At 64.0% G+C, this 19,210-nt stretch carries 17 protein-coding genes and 1 pseudogene; 5 read left to right on the top strand and 13 right to left on the bottom strand.

Translation table 11 applies throughout. From position 1 onward, the window contains the following. Positions 1-124: 124 nt before the first annotated feature. The 4 genes from AC5JCN_RS21740 to paoA all read right to left on the bottom strand — a co-directional run bounded on the left by AC5JCN_RS21740 (position 125) and on the right by paoA (position 5,152). Entirely contained in the window at positions 125-1,129 is a 1,005-nt protein-coding gene (locus tag AC5JCN_RS21740) for a helix-turn-helix domain-containing protein (RefSeq protein ID WP_495757178.1), read from the bottom strand. Positions 1,130-1,343: 214 nt separating this feature from the next. Next, positions 1,344-3,560, bottom strand: a complete 2,217-nt coding sequence (gene paoC / locus AC5JCN_RS21745; protein ID WP_495757179.1) for an aldehyde oxidoreductase molybdenum-binding subunit PaoC — start codon at positions 3,558-3,560, stop codon at positions 1,344-1,346. Between the two features lie 3 nt (positions 3,561-3,563). Further along, on the bottom strand, positions 3,564-4,514 hold the full coding sequence (locus AC5JCN_RS21750) for an FAD binding domain-containing protein (RefSeq protein ID WP_495757180.1): 951 nt from the start codon (positions 4,512-4,514) through the stop codon (positions 3,564-3,566). Further along, entirely contained in the window at positions 4,514-5,152 is a 639-nt protein-coding gene (paoA, locus tag AC5JCN_RS21755; protein ID WP_495757181.1) for an aldehyde dehydrogenase iron-sulfur subunit PaoA, read from the bottom strand. The genes AC5JCN_RS21750 and paoA overlap by 1 nt, the downstream gene beginning before the upstream one ends. A 275-nt stretch (positions 5,153-5,427) precedes the next feature. Between paoA and AC5JCN_RS21760 the strand changes: the two genes are divergently transcribed. Then, entirely contained in the window at positions 5,428-7,095 is a 1,668-nt protein-coding gene (locus AC5JCN_RS21760) for an FAD-dependent oxidoreductase (RefSeq protein ID WP_495757182.1), read from the top strand. Between the two features lie 44 nt (positions 7,096-7,139). On the opposite strand, the gene AC5JCN_RS21765 is transcribed toward AC5JCN_RS21760, so the two are convergent. The 7 genes from AC5JCN_RS21765 to AC5JCN_RS21795 form a co-directional block, all read right to left on the bottom strand. Continuing rightward, a complete protein-coding gene (locus AC5JCN_RS21765) occupies positions 7,140-7,721 on the bottom strand; it encodes a hypothetical protein (RefSeq protein WP_495757183.1) in 582 nt (193 codons plus the stop codon). A 4-nt stretch (positions 7,722-7,725) separates the two neighbouring features. Further along, positions 7,726-8,430 (bottom strand): YoaK family protein, encoded by a 705-nt coding sequence (locus AC5JCN_RS21770; protein WP_495757184.1) that lies wholly within the window; start codon positions 8,428-8,430, stop codon positions 7,726-7,728. A gap of 11 nt (positions 8,431-8,441) precedes the next feature. Beyond that, on the bottom strand, positions 8,442-8,945 hold the full coding sequence (gene dps / locus AC5JCN_RS21775) for a DNA starvation/stationary phase protection protein Dps (RefSeq protein ID WP_495757698.1): 504 nt from the start codon (positions 8,943-8,945) through the stop codon (positions 8,442-8,444). Positions 8,946-9,022: 77 nt separating this feature from the next. Continuing rightward, positions 9,023-9,976 (bottom strand): MBL fold metallo-hydrolase, encoded by a 954-nt coding sequence (locus AC5JCN_RS21780; protein WP_495757699.1) that lies wholly within the window; start codon positions 9,974-9,976, stop codon positions 9,023-9,025. Positions 9,977-10,154: 178 nt separating this feature from the next. Next, positions 10,155-10,934, bottom strand: coding sequence for an alpha/beta fold hydrolase (locus tag AC5JCN_RS21785; RefSeq protein ID WP_495757185.1), 780 nt, complete (start codon positions 10,932-10,934; stop codon positions 10,155-10,157). Further along, the gene (locus AC5JCN_RS21790; protein WP_495757186.1) at positions 10,931-11,278 is read right to left on the bottom strand and encodes a putative quinol monooxygenase; all 348 of its coding nucleotides are present in this window, start codon (positions 11,276-11,278) and stop codon (positions 10,931-10,933) included. The genes AC5JCN_RS21785 and AC5JCN_RS21790 overlap by 4 nt, the downstream gene beginning before the upstream one ends. 38 nt (positions 11,279-11,316) lie before the next feature. Beyond that, positions 11,317-12,102, bottom strand: a complete 786-nt coding sequence (locus tag AC5JCN_RS21795; RefSeq protein ID WP_495757187.1) for a type 1 glutamine amidotransferase domain-containing protein — start codon at positions 12,100-12,102, stop codon at positions 11,317-11,319. Positions 12,103-13,094: 992 nt separating this feature from the next. Between AC5JCN_RS21795 and AC5JCN_RS21800 the strand changes: the two genes are divergently transcribed. Next, positions 13,095-15,419: a putative bifunctional diguanylate cyclase/phosphodiesterase gene (locus AC5JCN_RS21800; RefSeq protein WP_495757188.1), complete on the top strand. Its 2,325-nt coding sequence runs from the start codon at positions 13,095-13,097 to the stop codon at positions 15,417-15,419. A 50-nt stretch (positions 15,420-15,469) separates the two neighbouring features. Then, positions 15,470-16,186: an N-acyl amino acid synthase FeeM domain-containing protein gene (locus AC5JCN_RS21805; protein ID WP_495757189.1), complete on the top strand. Its 717-nt coding sequence runs from the start codon at positions 15,470-15,472 to the stop codon at positions 16,184-16,186. A gap of 9 nt (positions 16,187-16,195) precedes the next feature. On the opposite strand, the gene AC5JCN_RS21810 is transcribed toward AC5JCN_RS21805, so the two are convergent. Next, on the bottom strand, positions 16,196-17,080 hold the full coding sequence (locus AC5JCN_RS21810; protein WP_495757190.1) for a class I SAM-dependent methyltransferase: 885 nt from the start codon (positions 17,078-17,080) through the stop codon (positions 16,196-16,198). A gap of 122 nt (positions 17,081-17,202) precedes the next feature. Here AC5JCN_RS21810 and AC5JCN_RS21815 point away from each other — a divergent pair, with 122 nt between their 5' ends. Beyond that, on the top strand, positions 17,203-18,084 hold the full coding sequence (locus AC5JCN_RS21815; protein WP_495757191.1) for an alpha/beta fold hydrolase: 882 nt from the start codon (positions 17,203-17,205) through the stop codon (positions 18,082-18,084). A gap of 274 nt (positions 18,085-18,358) precedes the next feature. On the opposite strand, the pseudogene AC5JCN_RS21820 reads toward AC5JCN_RS21815, so the two are convergent. Continuing rightward, positions 18,359-18,564: pseudogene (locus tag AC5JCN_RS21820) on the bottom strand (alpha/beta fold hydrolase); the annotation flags it as partial. Here AC5JCN_RS21820 and AC5JCN_RS21825 point away from each other — a divergent pair. Continuing rightward, complete coding sequence (locus AC5JCN_RS21825; protein ID WP_495757192.1) at positions 18,543-18,839, top strand: LysR substrate-binding domain-containing protein; 297 nt, start codon at positions 18,543-18,545, stop codon at positions 18,837-18,839. The pseudogene AC5JCN_RS21820 and the gene AC5JCN_RS21825 overlap by 22 nt on opposite strands. The last annotated feature ends 371 nt before the right edge of the window (positions 18,840-19,210 follow it).

Genomic DNA, 19,210 nt, shown 5'->3' on the forward strand with positions numbered 1-19,210 from the left:
GACGAGGCGACGTTGCGCTCCCCGCGTCAAGATCCGAGTGATGAGCTGGCCGGCAGGTGAGGTGCGCCGCCCTTTCCGGACCGAGCGACGCTCACCAGCCTTGATTGGCTCTCGATGTGGACGATCAACTCCGCTTGCGCTCTCGGGTCAAGAAGTCACCGGGTGTTACACGCGCGTACTTTCGAAAGGCTCGGTTGAAAGCGGATTGGCTGCCGAAACCCACCTCGAAAGCAATCTCTGCAATGCTTCGATCCGACTTTGCGAGGCGTGCTTGCGCTTCGCTGATACGACGGCCTACGACGTAGTTATAGGGTGAAAGGCCTGTCGCCTCACGGAACAGGCGTGAGAAATGGTATTCGCTGAGCGCGGCCTCACCGGCGAGTTCCTTCAGGCTGATCGGCGACCGGTATTTCGCCTCGATGAGGTCGATCACGCGCTTCAGCTTGGCGTACGGGAGGGTTGGCCGCTCAGATGGCGGGCGCCAGCGATTGATCTGATAGTTTCGAATGAGATGGGCAGCCAGCATTGATTTTACGCCGTCGACGAAAAGCCGATCGACAGCGTCAGGCTTCCTGCTCATGATCCGCTTCAGAGACGTGGCAACCTCGACGAGCAACGGGTCTGTGAGCCCGCCTGCATATGCGAGCTGAGTGCCGCTTGGGTCGATGCCAAAGTCCTGCAGCGTGCTTCGGTTCACCAATTCAGGCGCCAGATAGACGTAGAGACACTCGATCGGAGCGGCAATTTCGACTTCGGTTTCATTGAAACCGAAAGGTTCAACACAGCTCATTCCGGGGCGGATCATGCCTTGGCGGGTCAGTCCTTGAGCTCTCCTGCGCACAGGTGAGCGACCGCTCAAAGCCACGACGACGGCATGACTCTTAAACACGGCCGGCCTCAGAAACGCGGGTTCGATCATCCGGTTCTCAATCCGGACGTCGCCCATCTCGATCGGCTCACTGATGTGTGCGCTGCCCTCAACCCGGTGCGCGTGAGTCAGTAGCGGCATACCATTTTTTATATTCCAGGGACCCATGCCTGTCGAGACGCTGTCCGGTTCAGGCTGGGAGTACACCTGCACCACCTTTCTCGAGCCGCTTTCGACGACGATGACGATCTGGTTGTCCATCACGACGAGCCCAAATGCCCGGGGTGTCGGCAGATCATCGACCCCGGCTATGCGGACCGAACGAGGGATCACGTCTCCCGATCGAGGAACTGCGGCTGGCGCCGCCCGGTCCGCCGCGCCGACCGGAGGCGGCCCGGACATGACCGCGGCAACGACGACGAGCGTGACCGCTCTAACGATGCCGATGACTTCCTCCGGCGACTTCGGACGGCGTTCACGAGATCGGAGGCAGCTTTCCGAGATGTTTGTCGAGCGTGATCGGGTAGTCTCGTACGCGCACGCCTGTGGCGTTATAGACGGCGTTGGCGACGGCAGCCGCCGCGCCGCACAGGCCGATCTCGCCGATCCCCTTCGCCTTCATGGGCGAGGAGAAGCGATCGGGATGGTCGAGGAAGATCACCTCCTGGTGCGGGATGTCGGCGTGGACCGGGACCTCGTATCCCCCGAGGTCGTGGTTGATGAAGAGCCCGTGGCGCGGATCGACCGCCAGCGCCTCCATGAGCGCGCCGCCCACGCCCATCGTCATGGCTCCGATCACCTGGCTGCGGGCGGTGAGCGGATTGAGGACGCGGCCGGCATCGACCACCTGCAACATGCGGCGCACGCGAACTTCTCCGGTGAAGCTGTCGACGCCGGCCTCGGCGAACTGAGCCGCGAAGGTGCCCTGGACATAGGTCTTGTCGAGGTCGCCATAGGTGATGCCGTCCTCGCCCACGACAGGGCCGCCTTTCGCTGCGTCGGCAAGTGCCACCGATCGTCCGCCCGATGAGACTTTGCCGTCCGCGAACTGGACGTCGTTGCCGCGGATGCCGAGCCTTTCCGCCACGGAGTCCCGCAGCTTGACGCAGGCGGCGTAGAGGCCGGAGGTCGAATTGTTGGCGCCCCATTGCCCTCCGGACCCGGCCGCCCTCGGAAATGCCGAGTCGCCGAGCCTCACGGTCACCGATTGGATCGGCACGCCCATCATCTCGGCGGCTGTCTGAGCCAGGATCGTATAGCTCCCGGTTCCGATGTCGGTCATGTCCGTCTCGACGGTAAGCCGGCCGTCCGTCTCGAGCCGGACCCTCGCCGCGGACGGCGTCAGGAGGTTGAGCCGGAAGCCGGCCGCCACGCCCATGCCGACGAGCCACTTGCCGTCGCGGACCGAGCCCGGCTTCGCATGGCGCCGCGACCAGCCAAACTTGTCCGCCCCGGTCCTGAGGCACTCGACGAGGTGACGTTCGGAGAACTTCCGGTTCGGGTCGCGCGGGTCGGTTTGCGTATCGTTGAGGATGCGCAACTCGACAGGATCGATACCAAGCTCCTCCGCGAGCTCGTCCATCGCCATCTCGAGCGCCATCAGGCCGGGAGCCTCGCCGGGTGCGCGCATGTCGTTGGCTTCGCCGAGGTGGAGCTCCGCCAGGGTGAGGAACATCTCCCTGTTGGGCGCCGCGTAGAGAAGCTTCGTCGGCGCGACCGCGCCCTCGGGCGCCCCGCCCGGCAGGTTGCCGCTCGCGCCGACGTGGCCGATCGCCGTGAGCTTGCCGTCCCTGCCCGCGCCGAGCCTGATCCGCTGGATCGTGGCCGAGCGGTGCGTGCCGTTGTTGATGATCAAGGGCCTCTGCAAGGTGACCTTCACGGGACGGTTCAGGGCTTTGGCCGCATACACCGCCAGCAGGGCATCGGCCCGCAGGTAGAGCTTGCTTCCGAAGCCGCCGCCGACGAAGGGAGAGACGATGCGCACGTCGCTCTCCGGCAGGCCGAGGATCTTTGCGAGTCCCGTCTGGGTCCAGCTCACCATCTGCGTGGACATCCACACCGTGACCTTGCCGTCCTGCCAGGCCGCGATCGAGGCTTGCGGCTCGATCATGGCGTGCGTCTGGTGCGGCGTGGTGTAGGTTTCGTCGACCTTGACGGGCGCCGTTGCGAAGGCCGCCTCGAAGTCGCCCAGGCGGTCGTACACCTTCGCATTCGGCCCTTCATTGGCGTCGGCCGTTGGCTTGGCAAGCGTCGCCGCGGCGGCAAGGTCGAACGTCGCGTTCGACGTGTCATAGCGGACCTGGACGAGTTCAGCGGCCGCCCGGGCCTGCTCGAAAGTCTCGGCGACGACGAGCGCCACCGCTTGGTGGTAGTGGGAGATCTCGTCACCTCCGAAGAGGTTCGCGGCCTGCCGCGACGGAGGATCGGCCGGCTTGTACTCGAGGGCTGTGATGATCCCAACCACGCCGGCTGCCGCCTTAGCAGCAGTCGTGTCGATGGCAGTGATGCGCCCCTTCGCGACGGAAGAGCCAATGATCCAGCCGTAGGCCGGGTTCGCGACGACGTCATGGCGTTCGTAGGCGTAGGGCGCGGTGCCCGTGACCTTCAACGGACCGTCGACGCGCGACGTGGGGCGTCCGACCACCGCCTGGCGATCGATGGGGTTCGGGCCGGCTGGGGAAATGAACTCCATGGCTCATCGCCTCCCTTCGTCGATGACCAGCGCGAGCGTCCGCTCGGCCAGGATGAGCTTGAACGCGTTGTCCTTCGTTGGCCTGGCGCCCTGGAACGCCCGCCCCGTGACGGCCGGAGGCCCTTGGGGGAGGAGCGCTTCCGCCGCCGTCATGCGCCAGGGCTTCGGCGCGACACTTCCGAACGCGACCCGCCCGCTGCCGTCCTTCTGGAGCACGGCCGCGACTGAGACGATCGCGAAGGCGTAGGACGCGCGATCCCGGACCTTGTGGTAGTGATGCGTTCCGCCGAGCGGGGGCGGCAGCGTCACGGCGGTGATCAGCTCGCCATTTCCGAGCGCAAAATCCTGTTCCGGCGTATCGCCAGGCAGGCGATGGAAATCGGCGATCGGGACGCTTCTCGTCTTGCCGGAGGCATCCAGCACCTCGACGTCGGCATCGAGCAGCCGCAGGGCGACCGCCATGTCGCCGGGGTTCTGGGCGATGCACTTGTCGCTCGTACCGATGACCGCCAGCGAGCGCGAGACCCCCTCCAGCGCTGCGCAACCAGAGCCTGGTCGACGTTTGTTGCAGGGCATGTCGGTGTTGTAGAAATAGGGACAGCGGTTGCGCTGCAGCAGGTTGCCGGCTGTCGTCGCCTTGTTGCGCAGTTGGCCGGTGGCCCCGGCCACGATGGCTCGCGACAGCACGCCGTAGTCGCGCTTCACACGTGGATGCGAGGCGAGGTCGGTGTTGGTGACGAGCGCGCCGATGCGCAGCCCACCGTCCTTGGTGTCTTCGATCGTCGTGAAGGGCAGTCCACGCACGTCGACCAGATGGGCCGGCGTGTCAATCTGGAATTTCATGAGGTCCAGCAGGTTCGTGCCGCCGGCGATGAAGCGGGCCCCGGGCGTCGTGGTGACGGCTCGCACGGCATCTGCCGGGCTCTTCGCCCGCTCATAGGTGAAGGGCTTCATCAGAGCGCTCCCGTCGCTTCGGTGATGGCCTCGGCAATGTTCGAGTAGGCGCCGCAGCGGCAGATGTTGCCGCTCATGCGCTCGCGCAGCTCGGCGTTGTCGAGACCCATCGGCGCGGTCAGGTCGGCGGTGACGTGGCTCGGCACGCCCTTCTTCACCTCGGCGGCGAGCGCGGCGGCCGAGCAGATCTGCCCGGGCGTGCAATAGCCGCACTGGTAGGCGTCGTGCTTGATGAAGGCGGCCTGAAGAGGATGGAGCTTGTCGGGCGTGCCCAGCCCCTCAATCGTGGTGACATTGTCGCCCTCGTGCATGACGGCGAGGCTGAGGCAGGAATTGATGCGCGTGCCGTTCAAGTGAACCGTGCAAGCCCCGCAATGGCCGTGGTCGCAACCCTTCTTCGTGCCGGTCAGGTGCAAGTGCTCGCGCAGCGCGTCCAGCAGCGTCGTCCGGGAATCAACCGTCAGGGCGTGTTTCGTGTCGTTGACGTGCAAGGCGATCCGGATGGCGTGGACCGCGTCCGCCGAAGCCTCAGGGACAGCCGCCCTGGCTAACGTCGGGGGTGCTGCCGTGAGCACGACGGTGGTCAATGCGCCGGCCACGAACTCGCGGCGCGAGAGGTTCAGATCAGGCGTTTTCATCGGCTTTTCCGTGAGGGCGTGTTCGCGATGAGGACCGGGACGGTTAGCCTCCGACGTCGTTCAGCCCTGCCAGCCTAAGGAGAAATCCGATCTGCAGCAGGTAAAAACTCGTAAATCCCGACGATCACGATTGGCGAAGGCGGCGCCTCTGCATTAGTCTGGAAAATCAGAATTATCTCCTGGAAGAGCATATCTTGCCTTACTGGGGGCATGCTGCTCTTCTCTACTAAACTTGAGCTGAGGCGTCTCGCTGAGCGCCATTTCGGGGACGGGAAATGAGCGTCGCTGAAACAAGACGAGATCAGATCTTTCCAACATTGAACGCAGCACAGGTTGCCGTCGCGATGCGGTTCGCCAGTGGCGAACCGAGACGGTTCGAGCCGGGCGCTGCTCTTTACAACGTCGGGGACCGGGCAGCTCCGATCTGGCTGGTCACCGAAGGCCACATTGACGTCTCCCGCCAGGATGGCCTCGGACGGACGACCCCGATCGTGCGGGAAGGGGCAGGCCAGTTTTCCGGCGAGGTCAGCCAACTTGGGGGACGGGCATCCCTCGTGATGGGGAGAGCCGGACCGGAAGGCTGCACCGCTGTTCCCTTCGATGCGCCCCATCTGCGGGCGCTTCTGATCGGGTCTGCGGAGATCGGCGAGATCATGATGCGGGCGCTGATCCTGCGCCGCGTCGGCCTGCTCGAAAGCCAGAATGCCGGCGCCGTCCTGGTCGGGCGGTCAGGCTCGGCCGATCTCCTGCGCCTGCAGGGTTTCCTGGCACGCAATGCCCACCCCCTCTCGATCATCGACGTGGAACGGGACGACGAAGCCCGCCAACTCGTCGCGAAGCTGGGCGTGGCGAGCGCTGACCTGCCGCTGCTCCTGTGCCCAAACGGGACCGTCCTTCGCAACCCGGCGGACGCGGAGGCAGCGACGTGCCTGGGAATGCTGCCAGATCTCGACCCTGGCAAGGTCTACGACGTTGCCGTCATCGGAGCCGGCCCGTCAGGGCTGGCCACGGCGGTCTACGCGGCCTCGGAAGGCCTCTCCACGCTCGTTGTCGACTGCAGGTCGATGGGAGGCCAGGCGGGCGCCTCCGCCCGGATCGAGAACTACCTTGGTTTCCCGACCGGAATCTCCGGTCATGCCCTCGCCGGCCGCGCGTTCAGCCAGGCCCAGAAGTTCGGCGCCGAGCTTGCCATTCCACTCGAAGCATTATCGCTGGATTGCGGGGTCACCGAGCGTCCCTTCGGAATCGCGCTCTCGACAGGTGCCATGGTACAGGCCCGAGCCGTTGTCGTCGCCTCCGGAGCGCGCTACCGGCGACCGGCTATCGCCGATCTCGCGGCCTTCGAGGGAGCCGGAGTGTCCTATTGGGCCTCGTCAATCGAAGCGCGTCTCTGCGAAGGCCAAGAGGTCGCTCTTGTCGGAGGAGGCAACTCGGCCGGGCAGGCGGTAGTTTTCTTGGCCCCCCGCGTAGGAAAGCTGCACTTGGTCGTGAGAGGTGCAGGCCTCGAGAGTTCGATGTCCCGGTATCTGATCGACCGAATCCAGGCACTCCCCAACGTCGAATTGCACCGCCAGACGGAGATTGTTGCACTCGATGGCGACCGCGAAACCGGATTGACAGGGGCGGTCTTCAGGAACCGTGCGTCCGGAGCCGAGGAGCGCCGGTCCCTGCGGCACCTCTTCTTGTTCGTCGGCGCCGACCCCAATACCGACTGGCTGGGCAACTGCCTCACGCTGGACGAAGCGGGCTTCATCCGAACCGGCGCGGAGCCCGGATCCTTTCCTCTCGAGACCAGCCGCCGCGGCGTGTTCGCGGTAGGCGACGTCCGCGCAGGGTCCACCAAGAGGGTGGCGGCCGCGGTCGGAGAAGGAGCCGCAGTCGTCGCCCAGATCCACGCCGCCTTCGCAGGCAAGCGGGTTGATGCGCCGGCTGCTCGGGGCTGATCCGACGGGTCTGCTCCCGACAGCCTTCTCGGCCGAGAAGAGTATCAGAAGGGAACCCGCAACAAGTGGCGGAGAGGCGGGCGCTTCAGACGACCCGAACGGATCGCCATGAGGATTTCCGGCCAGGTGGCCGGGACGTCGCGCAGCAGCAAACGGCTGAGATACCGTCCGTGAAGCCGCGCGCGACGGAGCGACTCCTGGTGCTGCTTGATCCATTGGGCGAATATTTCGGGGGTGCACAGATCCCGGTCTTCCAGCTCTCCGATCAGCGCGTCCAGCCAGCGGATCCGATGGTAGAACTCGATGATCTCGATGGCTGTGCGCACCGAGAAAAGCCCGATGCGGCCCGAGCTGTTGGCATAGACCGAGAGGTCGTGACGCCACAAGGCCAACTGGTGCCGAAGTCGATTGGAGAGTTCCGGCGTCTCTCCCGAATATCGACCGATGTTGGCGCTGTAACGCAGAAGGCCGCGCTGGATGGCCTTGATCTCGGCAAGGAGCGCGAGGCCATAGACGCGTCGTTCGCTGCGTCTCTGACGGTTTATGCTCAGCAATGAGCCGATGTAGCCTGTGAGAACGCTGACCAGCGCAGAAACGAGAACGGTGATCAGTGAAAGGCTCGACACGGGATTACCGCCGTCCGCTGAATGTGCCGAGGGCCAGGACGAGCAGCGCGGGCACGGCAAGGCAGACGAAGCCCCACGTCGAAAATCCGTACGCCCCTGACAAAGCGCCCAGTGAAAACGAGCCAACGACGAGGGCTGTCTTCGCGACGCGCGCCACGATCTTGGCGCGCTCGCGATTTGGCTGAGGCCGGCACAGGTCCACCAGATCGATCACTACCTGCGTGACGTTGCCGGTCATGACCGTCGATGGCAGGTCTGATGCGAAGAGGATGCGGGCCGCGGCATTCTGAACGGCCATAGCGGCGACCCCGACGAGTCCAGCCGCCATCTCAGGCCACGCGTTGGCGTGGCGGGGAGGTTCGATCGCCATGCCAAGAGCCATGAACCCGAACAACAGCGCCGCTTCGAGCAGGAGCAACGGCCGGACCGGCGAGATATCCGCGGCTTCCAGGCGGCCAGCCGTGAAACGCGTGCCGGCGACCACCGCGACGAAGGTGGGCAGGGCCGTGAGCTTCGTCAGAATGCCGCGATCAGGGCCCACGAGTTCAGCCCCGATCAGGACGAGGTTGCCGGTCACGTGGGCCGTAAACAATCCGAACAGCGCGATGAACCCACACGTGTCCACGAACCCTGCGGTAAAGGCGAGGCTCCGAGCCAACGTTCCCCGGCCCGAGACGTGGTAGGAGCACGGCGGTGCCCACGTGGCCACTGGGCGCGACCCTAGTGCGCCGCCAAGTGGGACTCGACGAACCAGAGTTGCTTGGACAATCCGCGCCCGATCTCCGTGAAGACGTCGGCCGTTTCCGGGTCGCCGAAGCTGGCGGTTGCGTCGATCTCATCGCGCGCCGATTGCTCGAACGCCGCCAGGGCTCCAGCGACCGCAAAGAGGTGCTCACGCGTGTCCGCGATCTCCAGCGGATAATTCACTAGGAAACTGTTCGGAGCCGCCCGCTGAATCGTTCCAAGCGCCGCGAAGCCGAGCGTCTGAGCCCGTTCGGCAAGCAGGTCAGAGTAGTCCTCCACCTCGCAGGCGATCCGGTCGAACAGCTCGTGGATGGCGAAGAAGCCTGGACCTCTCACGTTCCAGCGCTCCTGCTTCACTTGCGCGTGGAGGTCGATCGCTGCCGCCAGGTGCCGGTTGAGCAGCGAGGCCGACCGAACGCGGACGTTCTCCTTCAACGTGTTGTGGGTGAAGGACATGGAAGCTCCCCGGTTTGAGAACATGCGCTGGGCCGTCACCGGCGCCGTGGTGGGATCTGCGTGGATCGTTCGCGCCTCGTTTCGCCTGAGGTGACCCTTCTTCACACCCCCTCGTAAACGAGCTTCGTGAATACGGCCGGCGTGACGGCGAACCGGCCCCACGTCTCGTCGAACGCCCGGGTGGGACGGGCCGCGACCGTCTCTTCCAGGCTGCGGCCTTGCTCCTTCAGCCGGCTCACCAGGGTGCGGACCGCCGTGAGCATGTCCCTGAACGCGACGAGGCCGGCCCTGTCGCTTGCCGGAAATCCATGGCCGGGGATGACGATCGTCTCCTTCGTTGCCTTGTCCACGTTGGCCGATGCGGCCGCGATCGCTCCGTCGATGCTGCCGCCTGTCGAGTAGTCGATGAAGGGATAGAAGCCGTTCCAGTACGTGTCCCCGGTGTGGAGGATGTCGAACGGCTCGAACCGGACGGAGATGTCGCTGTCCGTGTGGGCGGGTTCGTAATGGGCCAGGTCGAGAGTAGCGCCATTGATGGCAACGGACCGGCGGTCCGCAAAGACCTCCGTCGGAACGGCGCCGCGAGGCGCCGGCGGAAAGTCGAAGTCCCAGTCCTCGACTCGCTGGGTCGCGAGCAGGTGCTTGCGCGTGTTGTCGTGAGCCAGGATCGTGGCGCCCTCGGCGTTCAGCCACTCGTTGCCGTCCGCATGGTCGAAATGCCAATGCGTGTTGATCAATAGCCTGATCGGCTGGTTTCCCAGCACCGACAGCGCGTCCAGGATCCGAGGCTTGGATGCCGTCAGGCCAGCGTCCACCAGGACCTTGCCGTCCGGGCCGGCGAAGGCAGCGACGTTGCCTCCCGAGCCCTCCAGCACGATCACGCCGCCGCGCAGCCTGTGGACATTGATCGGCGCCCGCCCCGCCTGTTCGCGAAAGACATCGACGGCGTTCCTGGCCTGGGCGAAAGCCTGGCGAGGGCTGAGCCAGCTCCCGGTGGCCGCAAAGGCCCCGGCACTGACGCAACACAGGCAGAATCCCCGCCTGGAGAGACCCATGTCATGTCCGGTCACGGCAGCGTCTCCGCGGCATTGAGCGTTGAGGGATCATGATGGCCGGCCCGCCGGCGGCGGCCCGTCGGGAGCAGGGTGTCGCCTGCCCCCGGCATCGCATCGGACGCGCGGGACGGAGCCGTGCCGCCGGCGAGGGCTCGTCCGATCGCCCGCCCGGCAGCCGCTACTGAGCGGCGCTCGCCGTCCCCTCCAGCTGCTTCGCGGCGTCCCGAATGAAGGATGTCACCTCCTTGGGATGGGCCAGCATCACGGCATGGCTGCTTTGGATCTCGACGAGGTGCGCCTTCGCCCTCGTCGCCATCATGCGCTGCAAGGTCGGGGCGATCATCTTGTCGTGCGTGGGCAGGAGGAAGTGGACCGGCTTGTCCTTCCACGCCGCCCGCGTGATCTTCGTCTGGACCGCGGGCAAGCCCCACGGCACCTGCGCCGCCGACATGAAGTGCGTCAGACCGGGATCGACGTCCGCGGCGAAGGCCGTCGGGAACTTGGCGGGATCGACCAGGAGGAAGCCGTCCTGCGGCGGAAGGAGAGGAGCCGAGGACTCACCTGGGATGGGCTTGGTCGCCGTTTCGACGGATTCTCCCACTTCCGGCGCGTAGGCGGCGAGATAGACGAGGCTCTTCACCTTGTCGTCGTTGCCGGCCTCGGTGATGACCGCGCCTCCGTAGGAATGCCCGACCAGCACCACGGGATGGTGGGCCTTCGCGATCACCTGCCTGGTGGCCGCGACGTCGCCATCGAGGGTCACGGTGGGATTCTGGACGACGAGGACTTCGTAGCCGTCATGCGTCAGCGAGTCGTAGACGGTTCGCCAGCCGGAGGCGTCGACGAAGGCCCCATGCACGAGGACTATCGAGACCGGGCGGCTCGGGGCGCCGATTCCGGGGGTGGCGAGAGCGGATGCGGCGAGTGACATCACAAGTCCTCCGATTGCGTTCTTCATGGTTCAGTCTCCTGTCTTGGTGATGCTGGGGCCTTCGAATGGGCCTCCTGCGGGAGGTCGCGGGGCACGAGCGACATCACGGTCCGTTCCGCGAGGTCTCGGACCTGGCCCGCATAGGCCTTGTAGTGCTCGGTCGCGTGGTGGGCGGCCGCGGCTGCGTCGTCGCGATACGCCTCGTCGAGCAACACGCGGTTCGGATCGTCTCGATCCTGCCAGGCTTCCCATCTCAGGTTGCCCGGCTCGGCTCGGCTGGGCCCGGCCATGCCGTCGATCAAGGTCATTAGGGTGTCCCGCACCCCTGGCTTGGCGACCAGGACGGCCACGACCCGTACTTCACGTCCCATTGGAGCCTCCGGAGCGATAGTTCAGCCGAACAGCCGCTTCAGTGCCGATCCAGCGCGGCAATGAGGGCCTTCGCGATGGGATGATCGGAGTGGGGGTTTTGCCCGGTGATCAGCTCCCGATCCTCCACCACGTTCGGCGCGAAATCGGGTCCGGTCGTGACGATGGCGCCGGCAAGCGTGAGGGCTTCAGGCATGTGGAAGTACATCTTCCCGTGCAGTACGTTGTCTTCGATCGGCCTTTCTTCGCTGGCGGAGTAAACTGTCATGCGATACCCGGCATACTGCCAGTCTTTGGCAACCTCGGCGGCATGCCGTTGGTCGCCTGCGATCAGGGCTGCCCTGAACTCCTTGGCCTTTGGCATGGCAGAAGCGGTGGCGATCGGACCGTGGCAGAGAAACGCTGTCGGCTTTTTCTGGTCGTGGAAGTGGCGCAGGATTTCGCCGAGCTCCGCATCCTGCATCAGATCCACGACGGGTGCCTGACCACCGGGTGTAAAGAACGCAACATAGCCGTCGAGCCCGCCGTCGATGGTGGCGCGAAGCGTGCTGACGTTGTTCATGGAAGGGTCGTCATCGAAAAAGCGTCTGGCCTTCAGATGGGCTTCTTCGTCGTTGCCGAAGTGGACGGCTTCATCCGAGACCGGGTCGATGAAGGGTTTTTCTCCATTCGGTGTGGAGAATACGATCTCGTAGCCCGCGGCGATGAGCGCCATGACGGGAACGACCAGTTCGTTCAGGTACTGGCCCGTCGGTCCGGTCCCGCCACCTTGGATTTCGATGCGATTGGCGTTCGAGCCGACGACAAGTACCTTGCGTTTGGACATATCACCCTCCGCGAAACGGTCTGAGGCCAATCCGAAGACATCGGGCGGCACCTGTACCGCGCGTGAGAGACGACAGATCCCGGATGCCGGCGCTTGGCTTCGCTCTTGGTCCAGCGTTTCCACTGGACCTCCTCCGCCAAAGAAGATTCCCAGCGATCTAGCCGGCGCGATAGTAAAGAGAGGTAAAACCAGTCGGGCCGCAGCTTCGGATGTGACTGGGGCTTGTGCAAGAATCGAAGCTTGCGAGGCGACCCGGCTGGCGACACGCGCTTGCCAGACGATCTCGACCAGGTCCGCACGTCGCGTAGCATCTTCGCCGCGGGACCGCTGTGGGGTGCTGGTCCGAGCGGTTTCAGTATGAATGATCGACCTGCTCTGCCGTACTCAGGAAAGGGGTGGACCGTTTCGGAACGGGCACGGCGATCGTCCACAGGATTGTACCCACGACCGCCTTGAATCCAGCGAAGCAGTTCCTTGAGCCGGCCAATGTCTGCTCCAGAGCCAGGCCCGCAGTTCGGCTTCTGGCGCGAGGCGGACCTGTTCAAACGAGGAATCTTGACCCGTAGCGGTCGTTGCGAACGTCCGCTTGACCCACCCAGCTCCCAGGTAGGGCTGTCAAAAACCTTGATGCAGCCAAGATGGTAGAGGTCCCAAAGACCACATCGTTGCGGTTGAAGCCGAGATTGCTCCCGGTGAATGTGCTGTTGGCGAAATGACGGGTTGCCAGCCGGCCCCGGCAGCGACTGCAAGGTTGATCTGCCGCCCTTAAGTCCCCGCTAACCAAACAATCGCAATGCGGAACGACGGTACCGCCTCTCGTTCGTTCCAAGGTAGGCGCATGCGGCCGCTTTCAGCGCATTCCGGCGTCGGCGGCCCTCCGCTGAGCAAGGTACTGGGAGCTGAGGCTCGAGCTCATCCATTTGCCTGCCCTCCCCAGGGTTTGAATTCATTCACTTCCGGAGTGTACTGTCATAGAGGCTCTGAGAATACGCATGCAGTCAGTTCCGAAAGCCTCGTCAACGCCCTACCAGTTCCCACCAGATGTTTACGCATCCTTGGTGGATGCTTTGTACCTCGACGGTCGGTCCTTTTTTATCGGTGTGACTGCAGCGGTACTGACGACGCTGATTTCGGCAGTCTGGACAGGCGAATACGTCCTGTTCGGCTTTGCCGCCGCCATCACCTTGGTCGGCGTAATCCGTAGCGTCGACATGCGCCGCTACGCGAACTCGTTGGGACCCGGCCGTTCGATGGCGACGGTCCGGCGGTGGGAGATGCGTTATACGGTCGGGGCCGTCACGCACGTTGCCTTGCTCGGCGCTTACTGTTTCGCCTGCTTCTGGCTCACGGAAGACGGGTTCGTCCGGCTGCTGAGCTTTGCGCTGGTGCTCGCTTACGTGGTGGGCATAGCCGGCAGGAACTTTTCAAGCAAAACGCTGGTCAATGCTCAGATCGCCGCCGCCGCCATCCCACTGTCCGGGGCTCTCGTGATCAGCGGCTATCAGTATGCGGCGGTGATCCTCATCGTCCTCCTGCCTCTGTTCCTCAGCACGAAGTTCATCGCGGTGAGGCTTCGGGGCGTCCTGCTCGATTCTGCAAACCGTGCCCATGATTTCGGTTTCCTGGCCCGTCTCTTCGACACCGCCCTAAACAATATGCCGCACGGCTTGGCGATGTTCACGGCCGAACACCGACTTCTGGTGGCCAATACGCGCTTCGTCGAACTGCTTCTTCTCAACCCCACAACCGATTACTCGAATTTTTCTCTGGAGGCCCTGGTTCGAGAGGCGGTTCCCCTCGGATCCCAGAAGTATGGCTCAACGGGGAACGTCGTGTCCGCCCTGACGGCAGGGCTGTCCGGAAAATTCGAAGAACGGCTTGTCCTGAGGTCGCGGGAAGACAGGATCCTTGAGATCGCGTTCCAGAAGAAGCACGACGGCGGCGCCCTAATGCTTGTCGAGGACGTCACCGAGCGGGAAAAGATCGAGGAACGGATCCGGCATCTTGCCAGGTTCGACGCCCTTACCGGACTACCGAATCGCACGGTCCTCGAGGAGGAGCTCGGGAGTCTTCTGAAGCCCGCGGGCGGCTATTTCTATGGCGCGGCCGGGTTCGCCGTGCTCTTCGTGGATCTGGATCACTTCAAGCAAATCAACGACACGCTGGGACACACGACCGGCGACCGGCTCCTTTGCCTCGTGGCCGAGCGGCTCGAGGCGCTGGCGCTCGGTCGGGGCGTCGTGGGACGGTTCGGAGGGGACGAGTTCGTGATCCTGCACCAATCGGTGCAGAAGGACGAGATCGAGGCGCTCGCCGCGGATCTGATCGGGGGGCTGAGTCGGCCCTACCGTATCGATCACCATGAACTCGTGATCGGCGCGACCGTAGGCATAGCCATGTGCCCGAAGGACGGACACGACGCCGGCCAGTTGCTGAAGAACGCGGACATGGCCCTCTACCAGGCGAAGCTGGAGGGGCGCGGCAGCTGGCAGTTTTTCGAGAGCGAGATGATGGTACGCGCGCAGGTGCGCCGTAACATCGAGAACGACCTGAGGTCCGCGATCGAGAAGGGAGATTTCGAGGTCTATTTCCAGCCGCTCCTGGACCTACGCTCCAACAGGTACAAGACGTGCGAAGGTCTGGTCCGCTGGCGACATTCGACGCGGGGGCTCATCTCGCCGGGCGACTTCGTTCCCATTGCCGAGGAGATGGGACTGATCGTTGATCTCGGCGCATGGGTGCTCCGCACCGCGTGCCGTGAATGTGTAAAGTGGCCGTCGGACGTATCGGTTGCCGTTAATCTCTCACCGATCCAGTTCCGGCCGGGGACAATTGTCACGGCAGTGCGCCAAGCGCTGGAAGAGGCCGGCCTCAGGCCTGACAGGCTCGAGCTGGAAGTCACCGAATCCGTCCTTTTGCAGGATCTCCCCCTGACGCGGCTCGCTCTCGAGACGCTGCGCGACATGGGCGTCAAGATCACGCTGGACGATTTCGGGACCGGATACTCGAGCCTGAGCTACCTCCATATGTTCCGTTTCTACAAGATCAAGATCGATAGGTCGTTCCTGAAAGGCCTGGGGACAAACGAACGTACGACAACACTTCTGCGTGGCACGTCCAGACTTGCCGCGGACCTCGGGATGAAAGTGGTCGTAGAGGGGGTCGAGACCCAAGAGCAATTCGAGCTCGTGGCAGCAGAGCCCTATGTCGACGAGGTGCAAGGCTACTATTTATGCAAGCCTTGCCCCGTTTCCGAGTTAACCGAAGCCTTGACTATTAAGCTGCCGCAAACATCACGTTTATCTATGCGGCCTTGAGTAATCTGTCGGTTGCCTCGATCATTCGCCTATGCGGAGCGGGGTTGCCGATGGAAGCGCGAAGAACAGGCCTGAACGGCTTCAATACACGAATTGCCGGCTTCCTGAGCCAGGCATCCGCGCGCCGGATACCTCCGCAGGGCCTGGAAGAAGTCTATCGACTGAGATACGCCGCGTATCTGAGGGAGGGTGCCATCGAGCCCAACCCGTTGCGGCGCTTTGCCGACAGCTACGACGACTCACCCAACGTCTGGACGTTTGGCGTCTATCTCGATGGGGTTTTGGCGAGTTCCATCCGCATGCATGTGGGAGGACGAGAATCCCCGGGCATGCCGGCCCTGCAGGTCTTCGGCCATGCCCTCCGGCCCGAGCTGGACAGTGGGAAAACCATCATAGACCCGACCCGGTTCGTCACCGATGTCTTCTACTCGCGCCGCTACCCTGAGCTTCCCTATGCGACCGTTCGATTGGCCTGGATGGCCTGCGCATGGTTCGATGCGCAGATGTTGCTTGCAACGGTGCGGATCGAACACCAGGCGTTTTACCGGCGCCTGTTCGGTCATCGCGTTCTGGTCGATGCGGTAGCCTATCCCGGCCTGAAGAAGCCGATCAGCCTGATGTCCGTGGACTACGAAGAGGCCCGCGCCCGCGTGGTGACGCGCTACCCCTTTCTCGAGTCCTCCCCTGCGGAGCGCGAAGCGCTGTTTGGAACACGCTCCGCCGATGTGGCAGACCCGGCGGCCGGGCCGGGGCGCGCTCTCGGCTAAAAGCGCCAGCTAGGCTATTGCCCAGGCCGATACGAGGCGCGGGAAGAAGAAGCAGACATTGTCGTCTGCCTGGTCCCGCAGGCGATCGCCGAAGCTGTCGGGCTTGACCTTGTCCATGTCGGCGATCCCGCTCTCGACGATGCTGGGGGCCAGGCTGCGCAGCGTCTCGGAGAAGTATCGGAAGATGCGCGAGTCCTTGCCCCCCTCCACGACGGCCTGGGCCGTCAATCGGGGCGACAGGCCCGCTTCCCGGAATGTCCGGTGCAGCATCGACCCCATGTTGGGTTCGATGCCAGCCCGCCTGTACACGGATTCGACCCAGCCAAGCCCTTCCTCGAACAGCGGCATCGGAGCGCTGCATTGCGCCGAGCCGACATCCATTTCGCAGAAGGCGAGGACGCCGCCGGGCCGAAGCAGTTTGGCCAGGCGCCGCAGCAGCGCGGCTCGCTCGGGAATGTAGAGCAGGATGAAGCGGCCGATGATGGCATCGGGCGGCTGCACCGGGTGAAGCGCCTCGACGTCGGCTTGCATGAAGGTGACGTTGTGATGGCCTGAACTGGCAGCACGGCCTCTGGCGTAGCCCAGCGCCACGTCGGCCTGATCGACGCCCAGCACGGACCCGGTGGGCCCGACGAGGCTGGCGGCCAGAAGAGAGACGTCTCCGACGCCGCAGCCCAGATCGAGCACGTGCATTCCTGGGGAAAGGCCAGCCGCGCGCAAGGCGGACAGGGTCGCCTCCTCAAAAATCGTGCCTTGTTCCCGCAATCTCTCCAGCTCTGAATTCGAGTGACCCAGGACGTATTCCTGATCCGAAGCGGTAGGCGAATCCGTCACCCGTTCCCCCATGCGTTCACACTTGACCCGCATTCTACTGCGGCTGGCTTTGCCTGTCATAGGGCTTAATTCTTCCTGAAACTGGCATCGCTAAACATCTGCAATCTCCAGCCAGTGTTTTTATCAGATTCCGATAGCTCTTCATCGATCGAAGATCGCCGTTTGTGGCATCGGAGCAGGTCATGCGCGCCAAATCCAAGGCAACCCATGTTTCGGCCTTCGTCGAGACCAGCCACGGAACCCTGTCCGTGGAGGAGGCCGGCTCAGGCGCGCTCCCGGTTCTGTTCCTGCATGGCAATTCCCTCTGCAAGGAGGTGTTCGCGGCGCAGGTCGCCAGCCTCCCGTCCCGGGATTTCCGCGCGGTTTCGGTCGATCTGCCGGGGCACGGGGCTTCGTCCGACAGCCCGTCTCCGGAAGCGTCCTACACGATGCCTGGCTACGCTGACGCGATCGTTGAAGTGCTCGAAGCAATGGACATCGACCACGTTGCGATTGTTGGATGGTCGCTCGGCGGCCACGTCGCTCTCGAACTGGCGATCCGGTTTCCTGGTGTTGTCGGGCTTTGCCTAGTCGGTACGCCTTTGGTGACACCCGACTGGAACCAGATCTGCTCCTCGTTCAGACCCAGCCCTGTTTTAAGCCTTGCGGGCCAGGAGAAGCTGTCGCCTGAGGAGGCGCGCTGCTTCGTATCGGCGACTTGCACGACGAACAGCGAATTCCTAGTAAATGCTGTGCTGCGTGCCGATGGCCGAGCGCGGACGACGATGATGGCGGCGCTCGTCGAGGGGCGGATTTCAAACCAGCTCGAGACCGCGCAGCGCTTCGCGGGAACATTAGCCATCGTGAACGGTGCGTCCGAACCTCTCGTGGATCTCTCCGCGCTTAACAGCCAATACCTCCCACGGGCAATGGGCGGCGCGCCGCTGGAGATTTCAGGTGCAGGGCACGCACCCCACATGACGCACCCGGTAGCTTTCAATGCAGTCCTTCACACGTTCCTGGCTCAGTCGAGAAAGACAGGCTGGGCGTGGCGGAATGCACCGGCGACAGCGCTCTCTGCGTGACATGCTAGTGCTTCGGGCCGTGTCAGGACAATCCGCGGCAGCTTGCGGATTTCGCGGTAGAGAGCGCTGAGTGGCACCTCGCCGTAATCGTCACCTCGCGTGCGCCCCGCCCGGTGGCCGGTAATGCCCTCGTGGTTATCCCTGCCTATTCCCACCTCGCGGGCGACCGACTTGAAGCGATGCCGGAAGCTGTGCAGCGGCGCCGCTTTCTTGTCGCCAAGCCCAGATCAGTCTCTGTGACGCCCAGCTCGCGCAGGGCGGCGGCAACATCCTATCCCTGGGTCTTCTCGTCGCAGCCGCCAGCGCGTCGGGCCGAGAGCCCCATGCCGCGCAGGTCCGGCACGATGACCGTGTTGTCCCTGGCGAGGTCCGCGGCTAGCGGTCCCCACATGTCGCCGGTTCGCCATAGCCGTGCAGCAGCACCACGGCCGGCCCATGCCCCCCGATCCGAACGTGAAGTGTCTTGCCGTTTGCGGGAACCCTCGCCGCCGGGCCCTCGGTGTATCAACAACGGACTGATGATGCGTGGCGCGGCCCTCGCCGGACTGGGGCTCGCACTCCTCCCCCGCTTCATGGTCCATGACGATCTACGTAATGGCACGCTCCGGATCGTCACGCTCGACCGAGTACCACAGAATGCCGAGCTGTTCGTCGCGCATCCGCGTGACCACGAAACGCCCGGAAAGATCCGCGCGCTTGTGGCCCATCTCAGGGAGGCGTTCGGCGAGCCGCCGTACTGGGAAGGTGAACCATGATGGAGGTCTGCAGTCCGCGTCGCGGGTCTGCTCTCGATCGGCACGGTCGCATTCCGACCGCTACGCGCGCGACCCCTGTGTATCTGCTCGTCTGCTTTCTGGAAGTTCGCCCATTTCCGCTTATGGCGCGAACATGAATTCGATGGGCGCCAAATCCCGTGTCGTCACGGACGGCGAAAGCGGCTCCACGGCTGACAGCCGTTGCGGCCTTAAGAACCTTCAGACTACCAATGTGATGGTTCGAATCGCTTCGGCTCCACGATTTGAAACCGCTACCTCGGGCCAGGCCGAGCTTCGCTGTCCAGCGGCGATCCCAGGGCGACATGAAGATCTCTCCGCTTTAGCCTATGACTCCGGAAGGGTGACACACA

The organism is Alsobacter sp. (assembly GCF_059501845.1).